The sequence below is a fragment of the Acinetobacter sp. DL27 genome (genome assembly GCF_055810995.1).
The window spans coordinates 635,790-652,365 of the sequence record NZ_CM147947.1 but is presented as its reverse complement, the minus strand read 5'-3'; the positions used below and the strand labels follow the sequence as shown (position 1 = coordinate 652,365).

The window sequence follows — 16,576 nt, the reverse complement described above, 5'->3', positions numbered from 1 at the left end:
TTATTTCGCTCAATGTAAGGCAACGGCATAACTATTTCGCTCAATCTCAGCAAATTCATCTACACTAGAGTTTTCAATGTGAGATCGAATTTAGTGGAATATTTTGAGCAGAAGCAAGGTGGCGAAAAAACCATTTTAGTCAGTGTTGCCATCCATATTCTGGAAGACCTTGATGCAGAAGAATTTCGTTTGCTTGCTAAGTCGGCAGGTGCAGAAATTCTGGAGCATGTTCACGCTCAAAGATTCAAACCCGATGCTAAATATTTCATTGGTTCAGGCAAAGCAGAAGAAATTGCTGCTCGTGTTGAGGAACTTGAAGCCACGCTGGTGATTATTGACCATGCCCTGACACCCAGTCAGGAACGTAATCTGAGTCGCATTATCAACTGCCGCGTCATTGACCGTACACGCCTTATTCTAGATATCTTTGCACAACGTGCCCGTACCCATGAAGGGAAACTTCAAGTCGAATTGGCTCAATTGGATCACTTGTCTTCTCGATTAGTCGGTACAGGCATTAGCCTCGATAGCCAAAAAGGCGGGATTGGACTCCGTGGTCCAGGTGAAACGCAACTCGAAACTGACCGTCGTTTACTCCGTGTCCGTGTTGGACAACTTAAAGATAAATTAGAAAAAGTCCGTCAGACCCGTATCCAAGGGCGTGCTGCACGTCAAAAAGCTGCAATTCCAACCGTTTCTTTGGTTGGTTATACCAATGCGGGTAAATCAACCCTGTTTAACACTCTAGCCAAATCTGATGTTTATGCCGCAGATCAGTTATTTGCAACCTTAGATCCAACCTTAAGACGTTTGGAATGGGATGGTATTGGCCCGTTGGTCTTAGCCGACACGGTTGGTTTTGTGCGTAATCTTGCGCATGCTTTAGTGGAATCGTTTAAAGCGACGCTAGAGGAAACATTAGAGGCCAGCTTGCTGTTGCATGTGATTGACTCGAGCAGTCCAGACCATATGGAACAAATTGAAGCCGTTGAAAAAGTGCTCAAAGAAATTGGCGCAGATATTCCGATTCTACGGGTGTATAACAAGATCGATCAAAGTGGTGAACAAGCCAAAATCATTTACGCTGAACCAAATGTACCTGAACGTGTCTATGTCTCAGCACATACAGGCGAAGGATTTGATCTACTACGCCAAGCGGTACAAGAGTGCTTGATGGGCCAAATTCAAAACTTTGACGTCTTACTCAAACCTGCTTATGGCAAATTGCGTAATCAACTGTACGCCCTAAATGTGATTCAATCTGAAAATTATGATGATGAAGGCAACCTCCACCTACAAGTGTATATTGCACCACATAAACTTGAACAATTGATTAAACAAGCACATTTACCGATTGATGAAATTTTAGGTTTGAAAGCAAAACAATTTCATCGTGAACTCGAAGAATTTGAAATCAAAAACTAAATCGGTTAAAACGTGATAAGTAAAATGTTAATGACAGAACAAAATGGAATGGATAAAAACTGTTGATTGGAAAGCATGGATAGGCACGGTTGCCCTGATCATCATCTTTCGTGAAACGGCTGTATGGATCACTGGACGTTTTGGACATCCTGAACTGGGCAATTTAATTGGACTGATTAGTTTATTAATCGTCCTTTTGGGTTGGAGAAAATTTTATAAAATTCCAGTACGTTTGGTCGATACCAACAATAAAATCATGAAAGAAAGTGCCTTTGCTTTTCTACCTATCAGTGCAGGCTCCCTGCTGATGATGACGCATTTAGGCAGTGAAATCCCAATGTTTTTAGTGGTGCTATTTGTCAGCACACTAATTCCTCTGTGGGTTTACGCAAAAATGTCTAAGAAATGGCTTTAGGAGTGTGCACATGATTCCCATTATTTTCGGTTTTTTCCTAACCCTCGTTGCCTATTTACTGGCAAAGCCACTCAACAAAAAACTGCCACAAATTCCCGTGATTGTTTTTGGCATGTGCTTTGTGATTGCCCTGCTGTTGTTGTTAAACATTCCATATGAGCAATATATGGCACAGGTAAATCCAGTGTTTAACCATCTGCTCGGTTATGTCACAGTCGCTTTGGCTATTCCATTGGCTGCAATGCGCTATGACGACCTCCCCCTCAAAGCCGTGGTGGGTATCTTGGTCTTTGCCAGTATCAGTGCGGTCGGACTGCCGATGGGACTGGCTTATCTACTACATTTGTCCGATCCTACCATTATGGCATTTGCTACACGCGCAGTCACAACGCCTATCGCAATTAACATTGCAACACTGCTGCAAGCCCCTGTGAGTCTGGCTATTTTAATCGTGATTTTATCTGGTGTGATTGGTGCTGCATTTTCACCACTGATCCTCAAACACATTAATGATGAACGAGCATCGGGCTTAGCGCTAGGTCTTGCAGCTCATGCCATCGGTACAGCTCAAGCATGGCAACGGGGAAGTATTGCTGGACGTTATGCAGCCTTTGGAATGGCTGTCAATGCGGTATTTACAGCAATCTGGTTACCGTTGTTTATTCTATACTTGCAAAAAATGTGATATGTTCCTCACATAAACAATTGTATTGTTTAAAAAATCGACTTAAGATGAGTTTGTCGTTGATTAAATGATAAAAGGATTTTGTTCATGAGCAAATTGACACTTGCAATCGCATTCGCTACAACCGTTATAGGTAGTACAGCTTTCGCTGAAGATATTAGCGGCACTTGGAAAAATATTGATGACAAAACTGGGTCGTCAAAAGCCATCCTTGAGATTCGCCAAGAATCAAATGGGACATATACCGCTAAGATCGTTAAAGTGACGCCTCGTCCGGGTTACACACCAAAAGAAACGTGTATTAATTGCCCTGCGCCGTATACCAATAAGCCTATTTTAGGCATGGATGTGATGAAAGGTTTGAAACACAGCGGTGATACCAATTACACGGGTGGAAAAATCATTGATCCACTGTCTGGTAATATTTATAGCTGTAAAGCAAAACTCAGTTCGAATGGCAAACGCTTAACCTTGCGAGGCTACGTAGGCATATCTGCTCTAGGTCGTAGTCAAACGTGGATTCGAGAATAATCTGAGTTCTATTACTAAACAGGCTTGGTCTACGCAATCATTTAATAGATTCATTTTAGATTTTGTAGACCACCACTGAGTCATTCATACATTGCACCAAACTTAGTCTGATGGTTTCAAATTCAATGAATAAAAGAGTTTCAGCTCAGCGTGTATGATTTTTCAATTTTTAAAGGCAACTGCCTAACTCATATCTAAACACAAAACAGTTTGCCTTGTGCAAACTGTTTATTTTTCTGTGTCTTGGATATCTTTTTGTGAAACTATAGAGAACCTTATATGAAAAGTAAGTTTTTTATCGCGGGATTAACATTGTCCATGCTTTGCGGGGGAGCATTTGCACAGGACTTAACAGGGACATGGCAACAAATTGATGATAAGTCAGGCTCACCAAAAGCCATCATCGAAATTCGTAAAGAATCAAATAATACTTACACTGGAAAAATTGTAAAAATTACACCACGCCCAGGTTATACGCCAAAAGAAACTTGTGTGAATTGCCCTACGCCATATACCAACAAACCAATTTTGGGTATGGACATTATTAAAGGCTTAAAGCATGTCGACGGCACCAATAACTATGAAAAAGGTCGTGTGATTGATCCACTGTCTGGCAAACTTTATGATGCGAAAATGAAACTGAATGCCACAGGAAAGCGTCTTTCTCTACGTGCATACATCGGTGTTTCTGCTTTAGGTCGTAACCAAACCTGGTTAAGAATCGACTAAGAATAAAAAAGCCACGAACTTCGTGGCTTTTTTAATGCATGTGCTATTGAACTGGATTATCAACTGCAAATAAGGTCCCATCTTCTAAACGGTAAGCCATTAATTGATGCCCCCAAACACAACCGCCATCTACATTTTGAATCGAGTCCGAAATGGTTTTACCTTGTAAAGCAGCCCAGTGACCAAACACAACTTTATGGGTTTGCGCTGCTTGTGAAGCAAATTCAAACCATGGTTTGAAGCCTTCAGGCATCGGGTCGCTGAGTGAATCTTTAAAACTAAACTCCAAACGCCCAGCACTATCGGTTAAACGCATACGGGTCAAATAATTTACGATACAACGTAAACGCGCGTGTCCCGTTAGTTCATCCGACCATAAGGTAGGCTCTTTGCCATACATTTCTTTTAAAAAGGCATCGACAACATCAAAATCATCCGCTGCAATGACCGCCTCAACTTCTGCGGCTAAAGCAGCAGTTTGTTCTGCTGTCCAATTGGTTGGAATGCCCGCATGCGTCAGAACCGTCTTTGCGTTTGGAAACACACACAAGGGTTGTTTACGTAGCCAATCAATCAAATCATCACTATCAATCGCATCAATCACATCACGAATGTTATCTTTGTCTTTAATTGCTTTAATGCCACGTGCAGCCGCAAGCAAAGTTAAATCATGATTGCCTAAAACTGTTGCAGCCGCATTACGCTCTACTAATTTTTTAATAAAGCGTAAAGCACCCAATGAGTTTTCACCACGGGCAACCAAATCCCCTGCAAACCAAATAAAATCTTGGTCAGGATCAAACTGTATGGTCTTTAACAAGGCTTTTAGTGCTTCAAAACAACCCTGCACATCACCAATGACATAATTGTATCGAATCTCTGCACCTGTCACCTTAAGCCACCATTTGATCTGCTAATGCCACAAATTGAGCCAGTGTTAAAGTCTCTGGACGTGCCATCGGATCAACACCCGCTTGTTCAAAACCATCTTCAACCAACATGCCTTTTAAGCTATTACGCAAAGTTTTACGACGCTGAGTAAAGACATGCGAGACCAAACGTGCCAAGGCTTTTTCATTTTTTGCCACAATAGGCTTAACCGCATACGGCTCTAAACGGAACACCGCAGACGTCACTTTGGGTGGCGGGTTAAATGAACCCGGTGGTACTTCAAACAAGAACGTAGGTTTACAAAAATACTGAATCATCACCGACAAACGACCATATTCTTTGCTATTTGGAGAAGCCGTAATACGGTCAACCACTTCTTTTTGTAGCATAAAGTGCATGTCTTTAACTTTGTCACCAAACTCCAAGAGATGAAACAAAAGTGGCGTCGAAATGTTATACGGCAAATTACCCACAACACGTAAAGGACGACCATCTTCAAATAAATTAGTGAAGTCGTACTTCAGTGCATCGGTTTCAATAATGGTTAAACGTTCAGGATGTGGCACACGCCCTGGCAAACCGGCTGCCAAATCACGGTCTAATTCGACCACCGTAAGTGCGTCACACTCACCAATCAACGGAGAGGTTAAGGCTGCCAAACCAGGGCCAATTTCCACAATGTTATCACCTGAACGTGGTGCAACTGAACGTACAATCTTGGCAATCACACGTTGGTCATGTAAGAAGTTTTGCCCAAAACGCTTCCGCGTATGGTGCCCTTCATCTTTAGGGTTTAAGGCATTAATTTGATACATAAAATTTTCCAACGTGAGTTAATCACTGAACATTAGTGACGAGCTAATTCTAACGCTAAATCAACAGCGACCTGTAAGCTTGAGCTTTTCGCAAGACCTGTGCCTGCGAGGGAGAGAGCTGTGCCATGATCGACTGAGGTACGAATAAACGGCAAGCCCAAAGTAATATTAATGGCTTCACCAAACCCTTGCGATTTTAACACAGGTAAGCCTTGATCGTGATACATCGCCAAAACAGCATCGGCATCTTTTAAGTTTTCTGGGGTAAATAAGGTGTCGGCAGGTAGGCTCAGGCTCATATTTATGCCTTGAGCACGGTAGCTTTCCAGCACAGGGTTAATCACCTCAATTTCTTCCATGCCCAAATAACCATCCTCCCCTGCATGTGGATTTAGGCCACACACTAAAATGTGGGGATGCTCTTTTTTGAATTTGCTGTTTAAGTCTTGAATTAAAATATCAATGACTTGATGCAGTCGCTCTTTGGTAATCGCATCGGGTACAGCTCTTAATGGCAAATGTGTAGTAGCCAGCGCAACACGCAAGGTCTTGGTTGCAAGCATCATCACCACACGTTCAACTCCAGCAAACTCTTGGTAATATTCGGTATGTCCACTAAAGTGAATCCCAGCATCATTGATAACTGACTTTTGTACAGGTGCAGTTGCAACACCTACACTTTTACCGGACATGGCATAAGCGGCCGAACGTCGTAGCTGTTCTAAGACATAGGGTGCATTTTGAGGATTGAGCTCACCCATTACAACAGCTTCACTTAAAGGCACATGCTCAACATAAAGTTGTCCCTGAGTTGATGATGCTTCTTGCCTTGAATATTCAATCAGTTCAATGTCCAATCCCAAACATGCTGCACGTGTACGCAGCAAATTCATATCACCAAGGACCACGATCGGACGTTCATCTATACGAGCGGCAAGGCTTAAACAAATATCTGGACCAATCCCAGCAGGTTCACCACTGGTGACATATAAAGGCAGCATGATCAACTCAAATTAAATGCGTTTTGACTATTATACAACGTCTCACCCAGTATCTCCGCATTCACCGTACTCAACTTAAACCTATTCTTTTATATTTAAATCCTCACTTATCCTGTTTTCACATTCCATCGACTTTCAAAGAAAAAATAAAGCCTCAAACATATAAAACATGAGCAAAGAAATTGCGAGTCGTAACTCCTGTACTATCCGTTATTTTAAAATACTTCTATGGTGATGATCCCGCATTTCATTCAGTGAAGTCATAAAGTTCAATATCGCTGTTTACTCATTTTTTTAAAGTTTGAACTCTTTTGTGGTTTTTTAAAAAGAATAAACTTTGATCTCTTCCTTTATGTAGGGAAATACCTTAAAATACGGCTCTTGAAATTTTATATTTTCATTTGTGATTCTGAGCAACTTCGTTTAGAATCGCGTCTCCTTTTGTTTGGACAGATTCCATAGTCCAAACCAACTATAATAGGTAGTGGTTTAATGAAAACTCTCAGCGCTAAGCCTGCTGAAGTTCAACACGACTGGTACGTTGTTGATGCTTCTGGCAAAACTTTAGGTCGCCTTGCGACTGAAATCGCTCGTCGTCTACGTGGTAAGCACAAGACTTCTTATACTCCTCACGTTGACACTGGCGATTATATCGTTGTAATCAATGCTGAAGAAATTCAAGTGACTGGTAAAAAAGCGCTTGATAAAAAATACTATCGCCACACTGGCTTCCCTGGTGGTATCCGTGAGACTAACTTTGAAAAGTTAATCGCTCACAAACCTGAAGCAGTTTTAGAAAAAGCTGTTAAAGGTATGTTACCAAAAGGTCCTCTTGGTTATGCAATGATCAAGAAAATGAAAGTGTATGCAGGTACAGAGCATCCACACGCTGCTCAACAGCCACAAGTTTTGGACATCTAAGGGATACAGCACATGGCTACTAATTATGGTACAGGTCGCCGTAAGACCGCAACTGCACGTGTTTTCTTGTCAGCTGGTACAGGCAAGCTCGTAATTAACAACCGTACTCTTGAGCAATACTTCGGTCGTGAAACTGCTCGTATGGTTGTTCGTCAACCTTTAGAGCTTCTCGAAGTTACTGAAAAGTATGACCTTTACATCACTGTTGCTGGTGGTGGTATCGGTGGTCAAGCTGGCGCTATCCGTCACGGTATTACTCGTGCGTTGATCGCTTCTGACGAAACACTTAAACCTGCTCTTCGTCAAGCTGGTTTCGTTACTCGTGATGCTCGTGAAGTTGAACGTAAGAAACTTGGTTTACGTAAAGCTCGTAAACGTCCTCAATTCTCTAAACGTTAATTCGTTTACCGAATCGGACAAAAAAGCCTTGGTTTATCCAAGGCTTTTTTTATGCGTCATTTTCAAGTTTTAAGTCTAAGTTTCCTGCTCTATTCTTACTACATGCCTCTAGTTGCATATTCCAGCTTATTTTGATAATTGATGATCTTTGGGAAGTGGTGCATTACACGGCTCGTCGGTTTTCTCATCGACCATTTTCACAGGCCCATCATTATAAACAGTGACCTTACAGCCTTTTACTGTATATTCTTGCTGAATGCCGCCATACATATCATCCTCAGAGATAGAGGTAGCGACATCACAGGCTTCATCGGCAATACAAGCTGCATATTCAGCAGTCTGCTGCGCTACATCTTGATTTTGAGCATAACTACTTGAGATGGAAGTCATTAATATAATAACTGCGACCGATTGGGTGATTCTGAGCCTAAGCTGCATGGTTCTATCCTTATTTTTCATTTATTCCAAGTTGTTCGATTGTATAAGCATATTAAAGTTAAGATGATTTTATTGGCTATTTTTAGTATTCTAACCGATTCACTTCACCTAGTTTCTTGAAATATGTCTGTCGAAACTACTCCGCTTCAAGGAATTACGCTGTATAGCCATGCAGATGATTTTCGCTCCCATTGGATTCGTTATGTACTTGCAGAGAAGCAAATCAAATACCATTTGGTTTTAAGTGATGCTGATGATGAAGATCTCGCCAGCTTAAACCCTTATAATCAGCTGCCGATGTTGATTGAAAATGATTTAAAACTATTTAATGCCAATATCATCTCTGAGTATTTAGACGATCGTTATCGTCAAAACAAGCTCTATGCCGACGCCCCTATGCCTCGTGCGGAACAGCGTCAGTATATTTGGCGCTTTGAACAAGATTGGTTAAAGCTTGCTGATATGATGCTGCGCCATCCAGATACACTTGATGAACAAGCAAAGCTGAAAGCACAAAAAAAACTGAAAGACACACTCATTTCCCTAACACCATTGTTCCAACATTTCCCCTATTTCATGTCGGAAAGCTTTAGTATTTTAGATTGCATGCTTGCTCCTATCTTTCTACGCTTAAACAGCATGGGCGTGCATTTACCCAAACAGCAATGCCGCCCAATCTATTTATATTGTCAACGTATTTTTAGTCGTCCTGCATTTTTAAAGTCTTTAACTTTGCAGGAGAAAAACCATTATCAATCTGAATTTAAACAGCCGTAGAGAACATTATGTCTGATCAAGAATTAAACCTTACGCCGACTCGTCCATATTTAGCTCGCGCCATTTATGAATGGATTTGTGATAACCAATTGACACCGCATTTATTGGTCGATGCAACCCAGCCCAATACTCTCGTTCCTGAACAGTTTATTCAAGATGGCCAAATTGTCTTAAACATCGTCCCTCATGCAGTACATGCGCTACATATGAGCAACGATGCGATTACCTTCTCTGCACGTTTTGGTGGCGTATCTCGTGATATTTATGTCCCACTTAATGCTGTGATAGGCATTTATGCCCGTGAAAATGGACAAGGCCTGTTCTTCGATCCAAGTGAGTATGACAATCATACCCAAAGTGAGCAAAATGCTTTAAAATCAGACAATGAAGAAAAAACTGAACCCGCTAAGAAAAAACCAAGTTTAAGGTTATTAGATTAATAAAATGGAGTAATTATATGGCTTTTGATTTAGTACAATATTTTGCAGAGCAGATTAAAATTCAAAAGCCTGAGCTTCTGAGTCAATATTCAGATGAGGAGCGACTTCAATATCTTTCTGAGGCCAACACCCTCTCCCTTGGAAAACTCATCACTTTGATGCGTCAAGATGGCACCAAGCTCTATCAAGAGATTCAAACTCAAGATCATCTCTATATTCAAGAACTTGCAAGGCATCTCACCACGTCTCCGCAAAATGAATCACAGTTAGCGAAGGCAGACTTAGAGCATAGCCTAACCACCATGTTGAGTCTCCAGTTTGCTGAACTCAAACAACTTGATGTCACAGGGAACTTTGGTGAACATGGAATTCGTGAGCTGCTTGTCGGTCAAATTGAGCACCTCTCAGGTCTGGCTGATGACTGGGTTTGGACAACAAGTGAGCTAACAGAGCTGATTGGCTCTAAACCAAAGCCTGAAGAAGAGCTATCATTAGAAGAGACGATGAAGGAGTTTAATCAAATGGTAAATCAACACGCAACAGACCACTCAGATCAGCTACATGTACAGGTAGCAGAGCAAAATCCAACACCAACATGGGCAAAACTGATTGAGCCTGCTGTGGCTATCGTCATTTTATGGGGACTTTATTGCGCAGCAAGTCAAATGTTTGTCTAATTCTCCAAGGGATGCACTCATTTTGCGCATCCCTTTATTTTTCAATGAAAAATAATTATATATTTCATCTTTAAAAATCAAAAAAATCGATTTATTTTTTGCTTTTATTTGTCTAAATGGTAAAAGTTACATTTTGTTACAATGGCAAATAAATTAAACACTTTTACAAATAACAACAAACTTTCTCACACTCCTTTTTTAAATACGCAAACCCAATCACAGAATCTCTAGCAAAAACTGACTAAAAGGCTCGGGATTAATCGTACATTTATTCATCTTTTTTTTGTTACATTTATTTATATTGATAATTTTTTCACGCCGTCCATATAATTAAATCAACTTGTGAAACAACAAGTTAAAAGGATTTTAAAACTCATAAAATTAAAGAGAAAAACTATGGCTAAAGTGTCATTGGAAGCATTAGCAAATATCGATGGATTCTATGCAGCAGCATTGGTCGATGGGGAAAGTGGTTTGGCCCTAGCAACTCAAGGCGGTGGAAGCATTGATTTAGAACTCGCGGCGGCAGGTAATACTGAAGTTGTTCGCTCAAAACGACGTGTTGCACAAGCATTGAACTTAAATGACTCAATTGAAGATATTCTAATTACGCTAGGTAAGCAGTATCACCTTATTCGTCCTTTAGAAGGCAATGACAAAATTTTCTTATATCTTGTCCTTGAACGCTCTAAAGCAAACCTTGCCATGGCTCGCCATGAACTCAAAGGGTATGAAAAAGGCCTAGATTTTTCTTAATTTGAATTGCCCCTTTCTCATCCTTTTGGGAAAGGGGTTGTATGCGTTGTCCTCTTCAACCTAATTAAATTAAAGAAACACTATGAATAAGCAATATATTAATATTGCGATTACCGGCCTGAGTTCGAACCATTCTGACGAACTTAAAACACAGCTACGTAATCTCATTCCTCAAGAGTATCAAATTAACTGGAGCTCCGCTGCTGACCCAACGATTGATTGTTTATTTATCCATGAAAGTTTTTATGAAACCGAAGGGATCCAAAAGATCATTCGAAGTCGTCAGTTCCCATGGCTAAAAATTTCTAAGCAAACCCATAACGAAAATCGACTCCACGAAAACATACTTTCTTTACCAATTACACATCTTGAAAGCTTCTCGAATTGGATTATTCAACATCTACTACACCCCTCTTTTGACAACAAACAAATCCTTCCTATCGAAACTCAGAATAAAAAAACACCGTACAAATTAGAATATTTCAGTAAAATGCTGGATAGCGAACGCAACTCAAAGCTACATCTTTTTGATACTTTGGGTACCATTGCCATCATTGATATTCAGAAAAATATCGCTTGGCTCAATACAGAGCGAGAACAAGCCTTTACAGATTCTGGTTTTGATTATGACATTGCCAGCACCAGTAACTTCATGAAAGTCTCACGTAAGCACCCTCATATACTTAGCGATTGGTTATGGCAATTTTTTTGGGATTCACCCATATTTTTGAAAGAAATTGCGCCTGAAGATGGACATTTTAAAATCCATATGTGGCCTAAGCCAGCAAGCAATATGGACAGGAAAACCATTTTTCAACTTTCCAGCTGCTTTATTCAAGGTGGTAAAGTTTCAAAAATTGCGACGCAATTGAACCTCCCCATTGAAACTGTGCAGCGCTTTATTGCAGCCAATATTGCGACCCATAATCTCTCAAAAATCAATATTTGGGATAAACACTTTAACCCACCAGAAATGCCTCAAGTTACAGAAGAAGCAGGATTAATTAAAAGCTTTTTTGGAAAACTAAGAAAAAAACTAGGCATATAGGATAATAATATGATTTTACAGCGCTTTAAAATTGTTTTTGCTGGTGGTATGGGTGCGGGTAAAACGGAGGCGATTCGATCACTCTCAGAGATTCCCGTACTGCAAACGGAGGCTTTCAATACAGACGCACAGCGTCATACCAAATTAGAAACCACCGTTGGTATTGATTATGGTGAAATCACGCTTGATGAAAACCTGACCATTGGGCTATATGGTACACCTGGGCAAAGCCGCTTCGACTTTATTTGGTCTGCCATTACTAAAGGTGCTATTGGTGCGGTGATTTTGATTGACCATCATTCAGACAACCCTATTCAAGAATTAGAAAGCTATCTGGAAACCTTCCAAAACTTTACCGACAATATTGCAATCGGCATTACACATACCGATCTTCTTTCTGAGTCAACCAAATCAACCACTATCTATAAAGACTGGTTATTACAAAATGATCTCTTTTCTCCACTCTTCTTTATCGATGCAAGGAAGAAAGATGACGTTTTGTTATTATTAGAAGCGCTCATTACCTCCATTGAGATCAACTCAAATATTGCCAATTAACCCTTAACGAGGTTCTATATGTTTACTTTAGCGCAAAGCCGCACAGCACCAAAAGAGTTAATTGATTTTGCAAAGAGTGAGATTCAAGATGTTCTCATGAATGTCCGCAGTGTCAATTATGTCATGCTGTGTAGCACAGATGGTTTCGAGTTAGCTCATGTCTATAAAAGAGATGGGTATAACAGCACTAAACTTGCAGCAGTTAGCAGCTCGATTTTAGCTATGGTTGCAGCCTTTATGAATGAAATTCATCTCGAAGGTTGTCAATCAATTACTTTAGATGCGGACAATGGTAAAGCCATTTTAACCTCGATCCCTTCTTCAAATCATCCAATGATTATCGTAACCTTGACTGAAAAAGATGTACTCTTAGGGCAGCTACTCTATACCCTAAAAAATGCAAGCAACAAAATTATGCAATACTGATATCTCTAATAAAAATATAAACAAATTTAATTTTTATTCAGAATGAAGCCTATTAAATATTAACGGCTATGTTTTAGCCGTTTCTTCTATATTCCCCTATTATTTAACCTTTAATTTTAATTTATATAAATGTATGCTTGTATAATTTAGCAGCGTATTCTCTGCTCTAATTCTTTTCTTTCTCTATTTATATTTTCAATCTTCCTTGCATAAAAAAATCCCCCTCTGCATTAAGCGGAGGGGGATTTGAATTAATGAGCTGGCGATGACTTACTCTCACATGGATAACTCCACACTACCATCAGCGCTAAGAGGTTTCACTTCTGAGTTCGGGAAGGGATCAGGTGGTTCACTCTTGCTATTGTCGCCAGCACAACTGTTTATGACTATTCGTTTGGTCTTATTTACACATTGTGTATGCCTAACTTTCATCAAATGAGTTATTAACAGAATATCTGAGTTAATTTAATTTGCACATTGTACTTAGCTTTATAACTAAATCAAGTTGTTTGCAGTGATTTGAACCACAACACCAACTGTTTGGGTGTTGTATAGTCAAGCCTCACGAGCAATTAGTATTGGTCAGCTTCACATATCACTATGCTTCCACATCCAACCTATCAACGTCGTAGTCTTCAACGGCTCTTTAGAGGACATAAAGTCCTAGGGAAATCTTATCTTGAGGTAGGCTTCCCGCTTAGATGCTTTCAGCGGTTATCCCTTCCGAACATAGCTACCCGGCGATGCGACTGGCGTCACAACCGGTACACCAGAGGTTCGTCCACTCTGGTCCTCTCGTACTAGGAGCAGATCCTCTCAAATTTCCAACGCCCACGGTAGATAGGGACCGAACTGTCTCACGACGTTCTAAACCCAGCTCGCGTACCTCTTTAAATGGCGAACAGCCATACCCTTGGGACCTGCTTCAGCCCCAGGATGAGATGAGCCGACATCGAGGTGCCAAACACCGCCGTCGATATGAACTCTTGGGCGGTATCAGCCTGTTATCCCCAGAGTACCTTTTATCCGTTGAGCGATGGCCCTTCCATACAGAACCACCGGATCACTAAGACCTACTTTCGTACCTGCTCGACTTGTGGGTCTCGCAGTTAAGCGCGCTTTTGCCTTTATACTCTACGCGTGATTTCCGACCACGCTGAGCGCACCTTCGTACTCCTCCGTTACTCTTTAGGAGGAGACCGCCCCAGTCAAACTACCCACCAGACATGGTCCTCGTCCCGGATAACGGGACAGAGTTAGAACCTCAATATTACCAGGGTGGTATTTCAAGATTGGCTCCACCGAAACTAGCGTCTCGGTTTCAAAGCCTCCCACCTATCCTACACAAGTAAGATCAAAGTTCAATGTCAAGCTGCAGTAAAGGTTCACGGGGTCTTTCCGTCTAGCCGCGGGTACACCGCATCTTCACGGCGAATTCGATTTCACTGAGTCTCTGCTGGAGACAGCGCCCCCATCATTATGCCATTCGTGCAGGTCGGAACTTACCCGACAAGGAATTTCGCTACCTTAGGACCGTTATAGTTACGGCCGCCGTTTACTGGGGCTTCGATCAAGAGCTTCGCTTACGCTAACCCCATCAATTAACCTTCCAGCACCGGGCAGGCATCACACCCTATACGTCCACTTTCGTGTTTGCAGAGTGCTATGTTTTTAATAAACAGTTGCAGGGGCCTGGTTTCTGTGGCTGCCAATAGCTCAAGGAGTAAATCCTATCACCGTCGGCAGCGTACCTTCTCCCGAAGTTACGGTACCATTTTGCCTAGTTCCTTCAGCAGAGTTCTCTCAAGCGCTTTGGTCTACTCGACCTGACCACCTGTGTCGGTTTCGGGTACGATTCCTATGTAACTGAAGCTTAGAGACTTTTCCTGGAAGCATGGTATCAGCCACTTCACTGTACAAGTACAGCTTGCTATCAGTTCTCAGCATAGAGTACCCCGGATTTGCCTAAGATACATGCCTACAACCTTCCACCTGGACAACCAACGCCAGGCTGACTTAACCTTCTCCGTCCTCTCATCGCATTACATAGAAGTATTGGAATATTAACCAATTTCCCATCGACTACGCCTCTCGGCCTCGCCTTAGGGGTCGACTCACCCAGCCCCGATTAACGTTGGACTGGAACCCTTGGTCTTTCAGCGTGCGAGTTTTTCACTCGCATTGTCGTTACTCACGTCAGCATTCGCACTTCTGATACCTCCAGCATACTTCTCAATACACCTTCATCGGCTTACAGAACGCTCCCCTACCACTTGCAATAAATTGCAAATCCGCAGCTTCGGCATATAGTTTTAGCCCCGTTACATCTTCCGCGCAGGCCGACTCGACTAGTGAGCTATTACGCTTTCTTTAAAGGGTGGCTGCTTCTAAGCCAACCTCCTAGCTGTCTATGCCTTCCCACATCGTTTCCCACTTAACTATAATTTTGGGGCCTTAGCTGGCGGTCTGGATTGTTTTCCTCTTGACTACGGACGTTAGCACCCGCAGTCTGTCTCCCGGATAGTACTCATTGGTATTCGGAGTTTGCATCGGTTTGGTAAGTCGGGATGACCCCCTAGCCGAAACAGTGCTCTACCCCCAATGGTATTCGTCCGAGGCGCTACCTAAATAGCTTTCGGGGAGAACCAGCTATCACCGAGTTTGATTAGCCTTTCACCCCTATCCACAAGTCATCCCCTGGCTTTTCAACGACAGTGGGTTCGGTCCTCCAGTTAGTGTTACCCAACCTTCAACCTGCTCATGGATAGATCACCCGGTTTCGGGTCTACACCCAGCAACTAAACGCCCTATTAAGACTCGATTTCTCTACGGCTCCCCTATGCGGTTAACCTCGCTACTGAATGTAAGTCGCTGACCCATTATACAAAAGGTACGCAGTCACCGAACAAGTCGGCTCCCACTGCTTGTATGCATGCGGTTTCAGGATCTATTTCACTCCCCTCACAGGGGTTCTTTTCGCCTTTCCCTCACGGTACTGGTTCACTATCGGTCAGTCAGGAGTATTTAGCCTTGGAGGATGGTCCCCCCATATTCAGACAAGGTTTCACGTGCCCCGCCCTACTCGACATCATCATATAAGCCCTTTCGTGTACAGGACTATCACCCACTATGGTTGCACTTCCCAGAGCATTCCACTAGAACTTATATGACTTAATGGGCTTTTCCCCGTTCGCTCGCCGCTACTGAGGGAATCTCAATTGATTTCTTTTCCTAAGGGTACTGAGATGTTTCACTTCCCCTCGTTCGCCTCGTATGACTATGTATTCATCATACGATACCTGCCTTATGACAGGTGGGTTTCCCCATTCAGAAATCTCCGGATCACAGGATATTTGCCGCCTCCCCGGAGCTTATCGCAGGCTATTACGTCTTTCATCGCCTCTGACTGCCAAGGCATCCACCACATGCACTTAATTACTTGACTATACAACCCCAAACAGTCGTAGCACCTACAAGTAGTACTAGGACAGATCGATTGCTCGATCATACAGTTTGTTGTTCTGTGTACTTAAACACTGTACAGCTTCAATTCAATTCACATACCAAAACGCTTGATTCAGTTAATTTCGCTAGTAACTCATTTCTTTAATCTTCATCATCCAGTAATAAATCACTGTTAATGT

Annotated in this window: 18 protein-coding genes and 2 rRNA genes; 14 read left to right on the top strand and 6 right to left on the bottom strand. The window is 41.9% G+C overall.

Translation table 11 applies throughout. The features are described from left to right. The first annotated feature begins 93 nt into the window (after nucleotides 1–93). The 5 genes from hflX (at nucleotide 94) to AC0KVP_RS03170 (ending at nucleotide 3,785) form a co-directional block, all read left to right on the top strand. On the top strand, nucleotides 94–1,425 hold the full coding sequence (gene hflX / locus AC0KVP_RS03190) for a ribosome rescue GTPase HflX (protein ID WP_473340396.1): 1,332 nt from the start codon (nucleotides 94–96) through the stop codon (nucleotides 1,423–1,425). Nucleotides 1,426–1,468: 43 nt separating this feature from the next. Continuing rightward, nucleotides 1,469–1,840, top strand: a complete 372-nt coding sequence (locus AC0KVP_RS03185; protein ID WP_333653657.1) for a hypothetical protein — start codon at nucleotides 1,469–1,471, stop codon at nucleotides 1,838–1,840. Between the two features lie 10 nt (nucleotides 1,841–1,850). Then, nucleotides 1,851–2,525, top strand: coding sequence for an LrgB family protein (locus AC0KVP_RS03180; RefSeq protein ID WP_004695104.1), 675 nt, complete (start codon nucleotides 1,851–1,853; stop codon nucleotides 2,523–2,525). Nucleotides 2,526–2,612: 87 nt separating this feature from the next. Next, nucleotides 2,613–3,056, top strand: a complete 444-nt coding sequence (locus AC0KVP_RS03175) for a DUF2147 domain-containing protein (protein ID WP_058870235.1) — start codon at nucleotides 2,613–2,615, stop codon at nucleotides 3,054–3,056. Between the two features lie 279 nt (nucleotides 3,057–3,335). After that, nucleotides 3,336–3,785 (top strand): DUF2147 domain-containing protein, encoded by a 450-nt coding sequence (locus AC0KVP_RS03170; RefSeq protein ID WP_004695101.1) that lies wholly within the window; start codon nucleotides 3,336–3,338, stop codon nucleotides 3,783–3,785. A 43-nt stretch (nucleotides 3,786–3,828) separates the two neighbouring features. Here AC0KVP_RS03170 and AC0KVP_RS03165 read toward each other — a convergent pair whose 3' ends face one another. From AC0KVP_RS03165 to pdxA, 3 genes are read right to left on the bottom strand one after another with little or no spacing between them, the layout of a single operon-like run. After that, complete coding sequence (locus AC0KVP_RS03165; protein WP_473338922.1) at nucleotides 3,829–4,677, bottom strand: symmetrical bis(5'-nucleosyl)-tetraphosphatase; 849 nt, start codon at nucleotides 4,675–4,677, stop codon at nucleotides 3,829–3,831. 1 nt (nucleotide 4,678) lies between these two features. Beyond that, a complete protein-coding gene (gene rsmA, locus AC0KVP_RS03160) occupies nucleotides 4,679–5,491 on the bottom strand; it encodes a 16S rRNA (adenine(1518)-N(6)/adenine(1519)-N(6))-dimethyltransferase RsmA (RefSeq protein WP_004695098.1) in 813 nt (270 codons plus the stop codon). 32 nt (nucleotides 5,492–5,523) lie between these two features. Then, nucleotides 5,524–6,492 (bottom strand): 4-hydroxythreonine-4-phosphate dehydrogenase PdxA, encoded by a 969-nt coding sequence (pdxA, locus tag AC0KVP_RS03155; protein WP_473338919.1) that lies wholly within the window; start codon nucleotides 6,490–6,492, stop codon nucleotides 5,524–5,526. A 492-nt stretch (nucleotides 6,493–6,984) separates the two neighbouring features. On the opposite strand from pdxA, the gene rplM reads away from it, so the two are divergent. Next, on the top strand, nucleotides 6,985–7,413 hold the full coding sequence (gene rplM / locus AC0KVP_RS03150) for a 50S ribosomal protein L13 (RefSeq protein WP_004695096.1): 429 nt from the start codon (nucleotides 6,985–6,987) through the stop codon (nucleotides 7,411–7,413). 12 nt (nucleotides 7,414–7,425) lie between these two features. Continuing rightward, on the top strand, nucleotides 7,426–7,812 hold the full coding sequence (gene rpsI, locus AC0KVP_RS03145) for a 30S ribosomal protein S9 (protein ID WP_004695095.1): 387 nt from the start codon (nucleotides 7,426–7,428) through the stop codon (nucleotides 7,810–7,812). Between the two features lie 126 nt (nucleotides 7,813–7,938). Here the strand turns inward: rpsI and AC0KVP_RS03140 are convergent, their stop codons facing one another. Further along, on the bottom strand, nucleotides 7,939–8,202 hold the full coding sequence (locus AC0KVP_RS03140) for a hypothetical protein (RefSeq protein ID WP_473338917.1): 264 nt from the start codon (nucleotides 8,200–8,202) through the stop codon (nucleotides 7,939–7,941). Between the two features lie 171 nt (nucleotides 8,203–8,373). On the opposite strand from AC0KVP_RS03140, the gene AC0KVP_RS03135 reads away from it, so the two are divergent. The 7 genes from AC0KVP_RS03135 to AC0KVP_RS03105 all read left to right on the top strand — a co-directional run bounded on the left by AC0KVP_RS03135 (nucleotide 8,374) and on the right by AC0KVP_RS03105 (nucleotide 12,932). After that, nucleotides 8,374–9,027 carry a glutathione S-transferase N-terminal domain-containing protein gene (locus AC0KVP_RS03135; protein ID WP_004695093.1) on the top strand — a complete coding sequence of 218 codons (654 nt, stop codon included), beginning with the start codon at nucleotides 8,374–8,376 and terminating at the stop codon, nucleotides 9,025–9,027. 8 nt (nucleotides 9,028–9,035) lie between these two features. Next, a complete protein-coding gene (locus AC0KVP_RS03130; protein WP_005400226.1) occupies nucleotides 9,036–9,467 on the top strand; it encodes a ClpXP protease specificity-enhancing factor in 432 nt (143 codons plus the stop codon). Nucleotides 9,468–9,484: 17 nt separating this feature from the next. Next, nucleotides 9,485–10,144, top strand: a complete 660-nt coding sequence (locus tag AC0KVP_RS03125; RefSeq protein WP_473338914.1) for a hypothetical protein — start codon at nucleotides 9,485–9,487, stop codon at nucleotides 10,142–10,144. A 396-nt stretch (nucleotides 10,145–10,540) separates the two neighbouring features. Continuing rightward, complete coding sequence (locus tag AC0KVP_RS03120) at nucleotides 10,541–10,900, top strand: hypothetical protein (protein WP_004695079.1); 360 nt, start codon at nucleotides 10,541–10,543, stop codon at nucleotides 10,898–10,900. 82 nt (nucleotides 10,901–10,982) lie between these two features. Next, nucleotides 10,983–11,948, top strand: a complete 966-nt coding sequence (locus AC0KVP_RS03115) for a hypothetical protein (RefSeq protein WP_473338912.1) — start codon at nucleotides 10,983–10,985, stop codon at nucleotides 11,946–11,948. A 9-nt stretch (nucleotides 11,949–11,957) separates the two neighbouring features. After that, nucleotides 11,958–12,506: a GTP-binding protein gene (locus AC0KVP_RS03110; protein ID WP_004695077.1), complete on the top strand. Its 549-nt coding sequence runs from the start codon at nucleotides 11,958–11,960 to the stop codon at nucleotides 12,504–12,506. A gap of 18 nt (nucleotides 12,507–12,524) precedes the next feature. Next, nucleotides 12,525–12,932, top strand: coding sequence for a roadblock/LC7 domain-containing protein (locus tag AC0KVP_RS03105; RefSeq protein ID WP_419276938.1), 408 nt, complete (start codon nucleotides 12,525–12,527; stop codon nucleotides 12,930–12,932). A 257-nt stretch (nucleotides 12,933–13,189) separates the two neighbouring features. Here the strand turns inward: AC0KVP_RS03105 and rrf are convergent. Together rrf and AC0KVP_RS03095 are read right to left on the bottom strand one after the other, a co-directional pair. Then, nucleotides 13,190–13,304: ribosomal RNA gene (rrf, locus tag AC0KVP_RS03100) — 5S ribosomal RNA — on the bottom strand. A gap of 179 nt (nucleotides 13,305–13,483) precedes the next feature. Then, nucleotides 13,484–16,377: ribosomal RNA gene (locus AC0KVP_RS03095) — 23S ribosomal RNA — on the bottom strand. Nucleotides 16,378–16,576 lie beyond the last annotated feature (199 nt).

Bases quoted from the DNA above. Each gene is read 5' to 3' on its own strand.
- AC0KVP_RS03115 (WP_473338912.1), top strand. From the start codon at position 10,983: ATGAATAAGCAATATATTAATATTGCGATTACCGGCCTGAGTTCGAAC.
- AC0KVP_RS03185 (WP_333653657.1), top strand. From the start codon at position 1,469: ATGGAATGGATAAAAACTGTTGATTGGAAAGCATGGATAGGCACGGTT.
- AC0KVP_RS03170 (WP_004695101.1), top strand. From the start codon at position 3,336: ATGAAAAGTAAGTTTTTTATCGCGGGATTAACATTGTCCATGCTTTGC.
- pdxA (WP_473338919.1), bottom strand. From the start codon at position 6,492: ATGCTGCCTTTATATGTCACCAGTGGTGAACCTGCTGGGATTGGTCCA.
- AC0KVP_RS03175 (WP_058870235.1), top strand. From the start codon at position 2,613: ATGAGCAAATTGACACTTGCAATCGCATTCGCTACAACCGTTATAGGT.
- rpsI (WP_004695095.1), top strand. From the start codon at position 7,426: ATGGCTACTAATTATGGTACAGGTCGCCGTAAGACCGCAACTGCACGT.
- AC0KVP_RS03120 (WP_004695079.1), top strand. From the start codon at position 10,541: ATGGCTAAAGTGTCATTGGAAGCATTAGCAAATATCGATGGATTCTAT.
- rplM (WP_004695096.1), top strand. From the start codon at position 6,985: ATGAAAACTCTCAGCGCTAAGCCTGCTGAAGTTCAACACGACTGGTAC.
- rsmA (WP_004695098.1), bottom strand. From the start codon at position 5,491: ATGTATCAAATTAATGCCTTAAACCCTAAAGATGAAGGGCACCATACG.
- AC0KVP_RS03110 (WP_004695077.1), top strand. From the start codon at position 11,958: ATGATTTTACAGCGCTTTAAAATTGTTTTTGCTGGTGGTATGGGTGCG.
- AC0KVP_RS03105 (WP_419276938.1), top strand. From the start codon at position 12,525: ATGTTTACTTTAGCGCAAAGCCGCACAGCACCAAAAGAGTTAATTGAT.
- AC0KVP_RS03125 (WP_473338914.1), top strand. From the start codon at position 9,485: ATGGCTTTTGATTTAGTACAATATTTTGCAGAGCAGATTAAAATTCAA.
- AC0KVP_RS03135 (WP_004695093.1), top strand. From the start codon at position 8,374: ATGTCTGTCGAAACTACTCCGCTTCAAGGAATTACGCTGTATAGCCAT.
- AC0KVP_RS03140 (WP_473338917.1), bottom strand. From the start codon at position 8,202: ATGACTTCCATCTCAAGTAGTTATGCTCAAAATCAAGATGTAGCGCAG.
- AC0KVP_RS03130 (WP_005400226.1), top strand. From the start codon at position 9,036: ATGTCTGATCAAGAATTAAACCTTACGCCGACTCGTCCATATTTAGCT.
- AC0KVP_RS03180 (WP_004695104.1), top strand. From the start codon at position 1,851: ATGATTCCCATTATTTTCGGTTTTTTCCTAACCCTCGTTGCCTATTTA.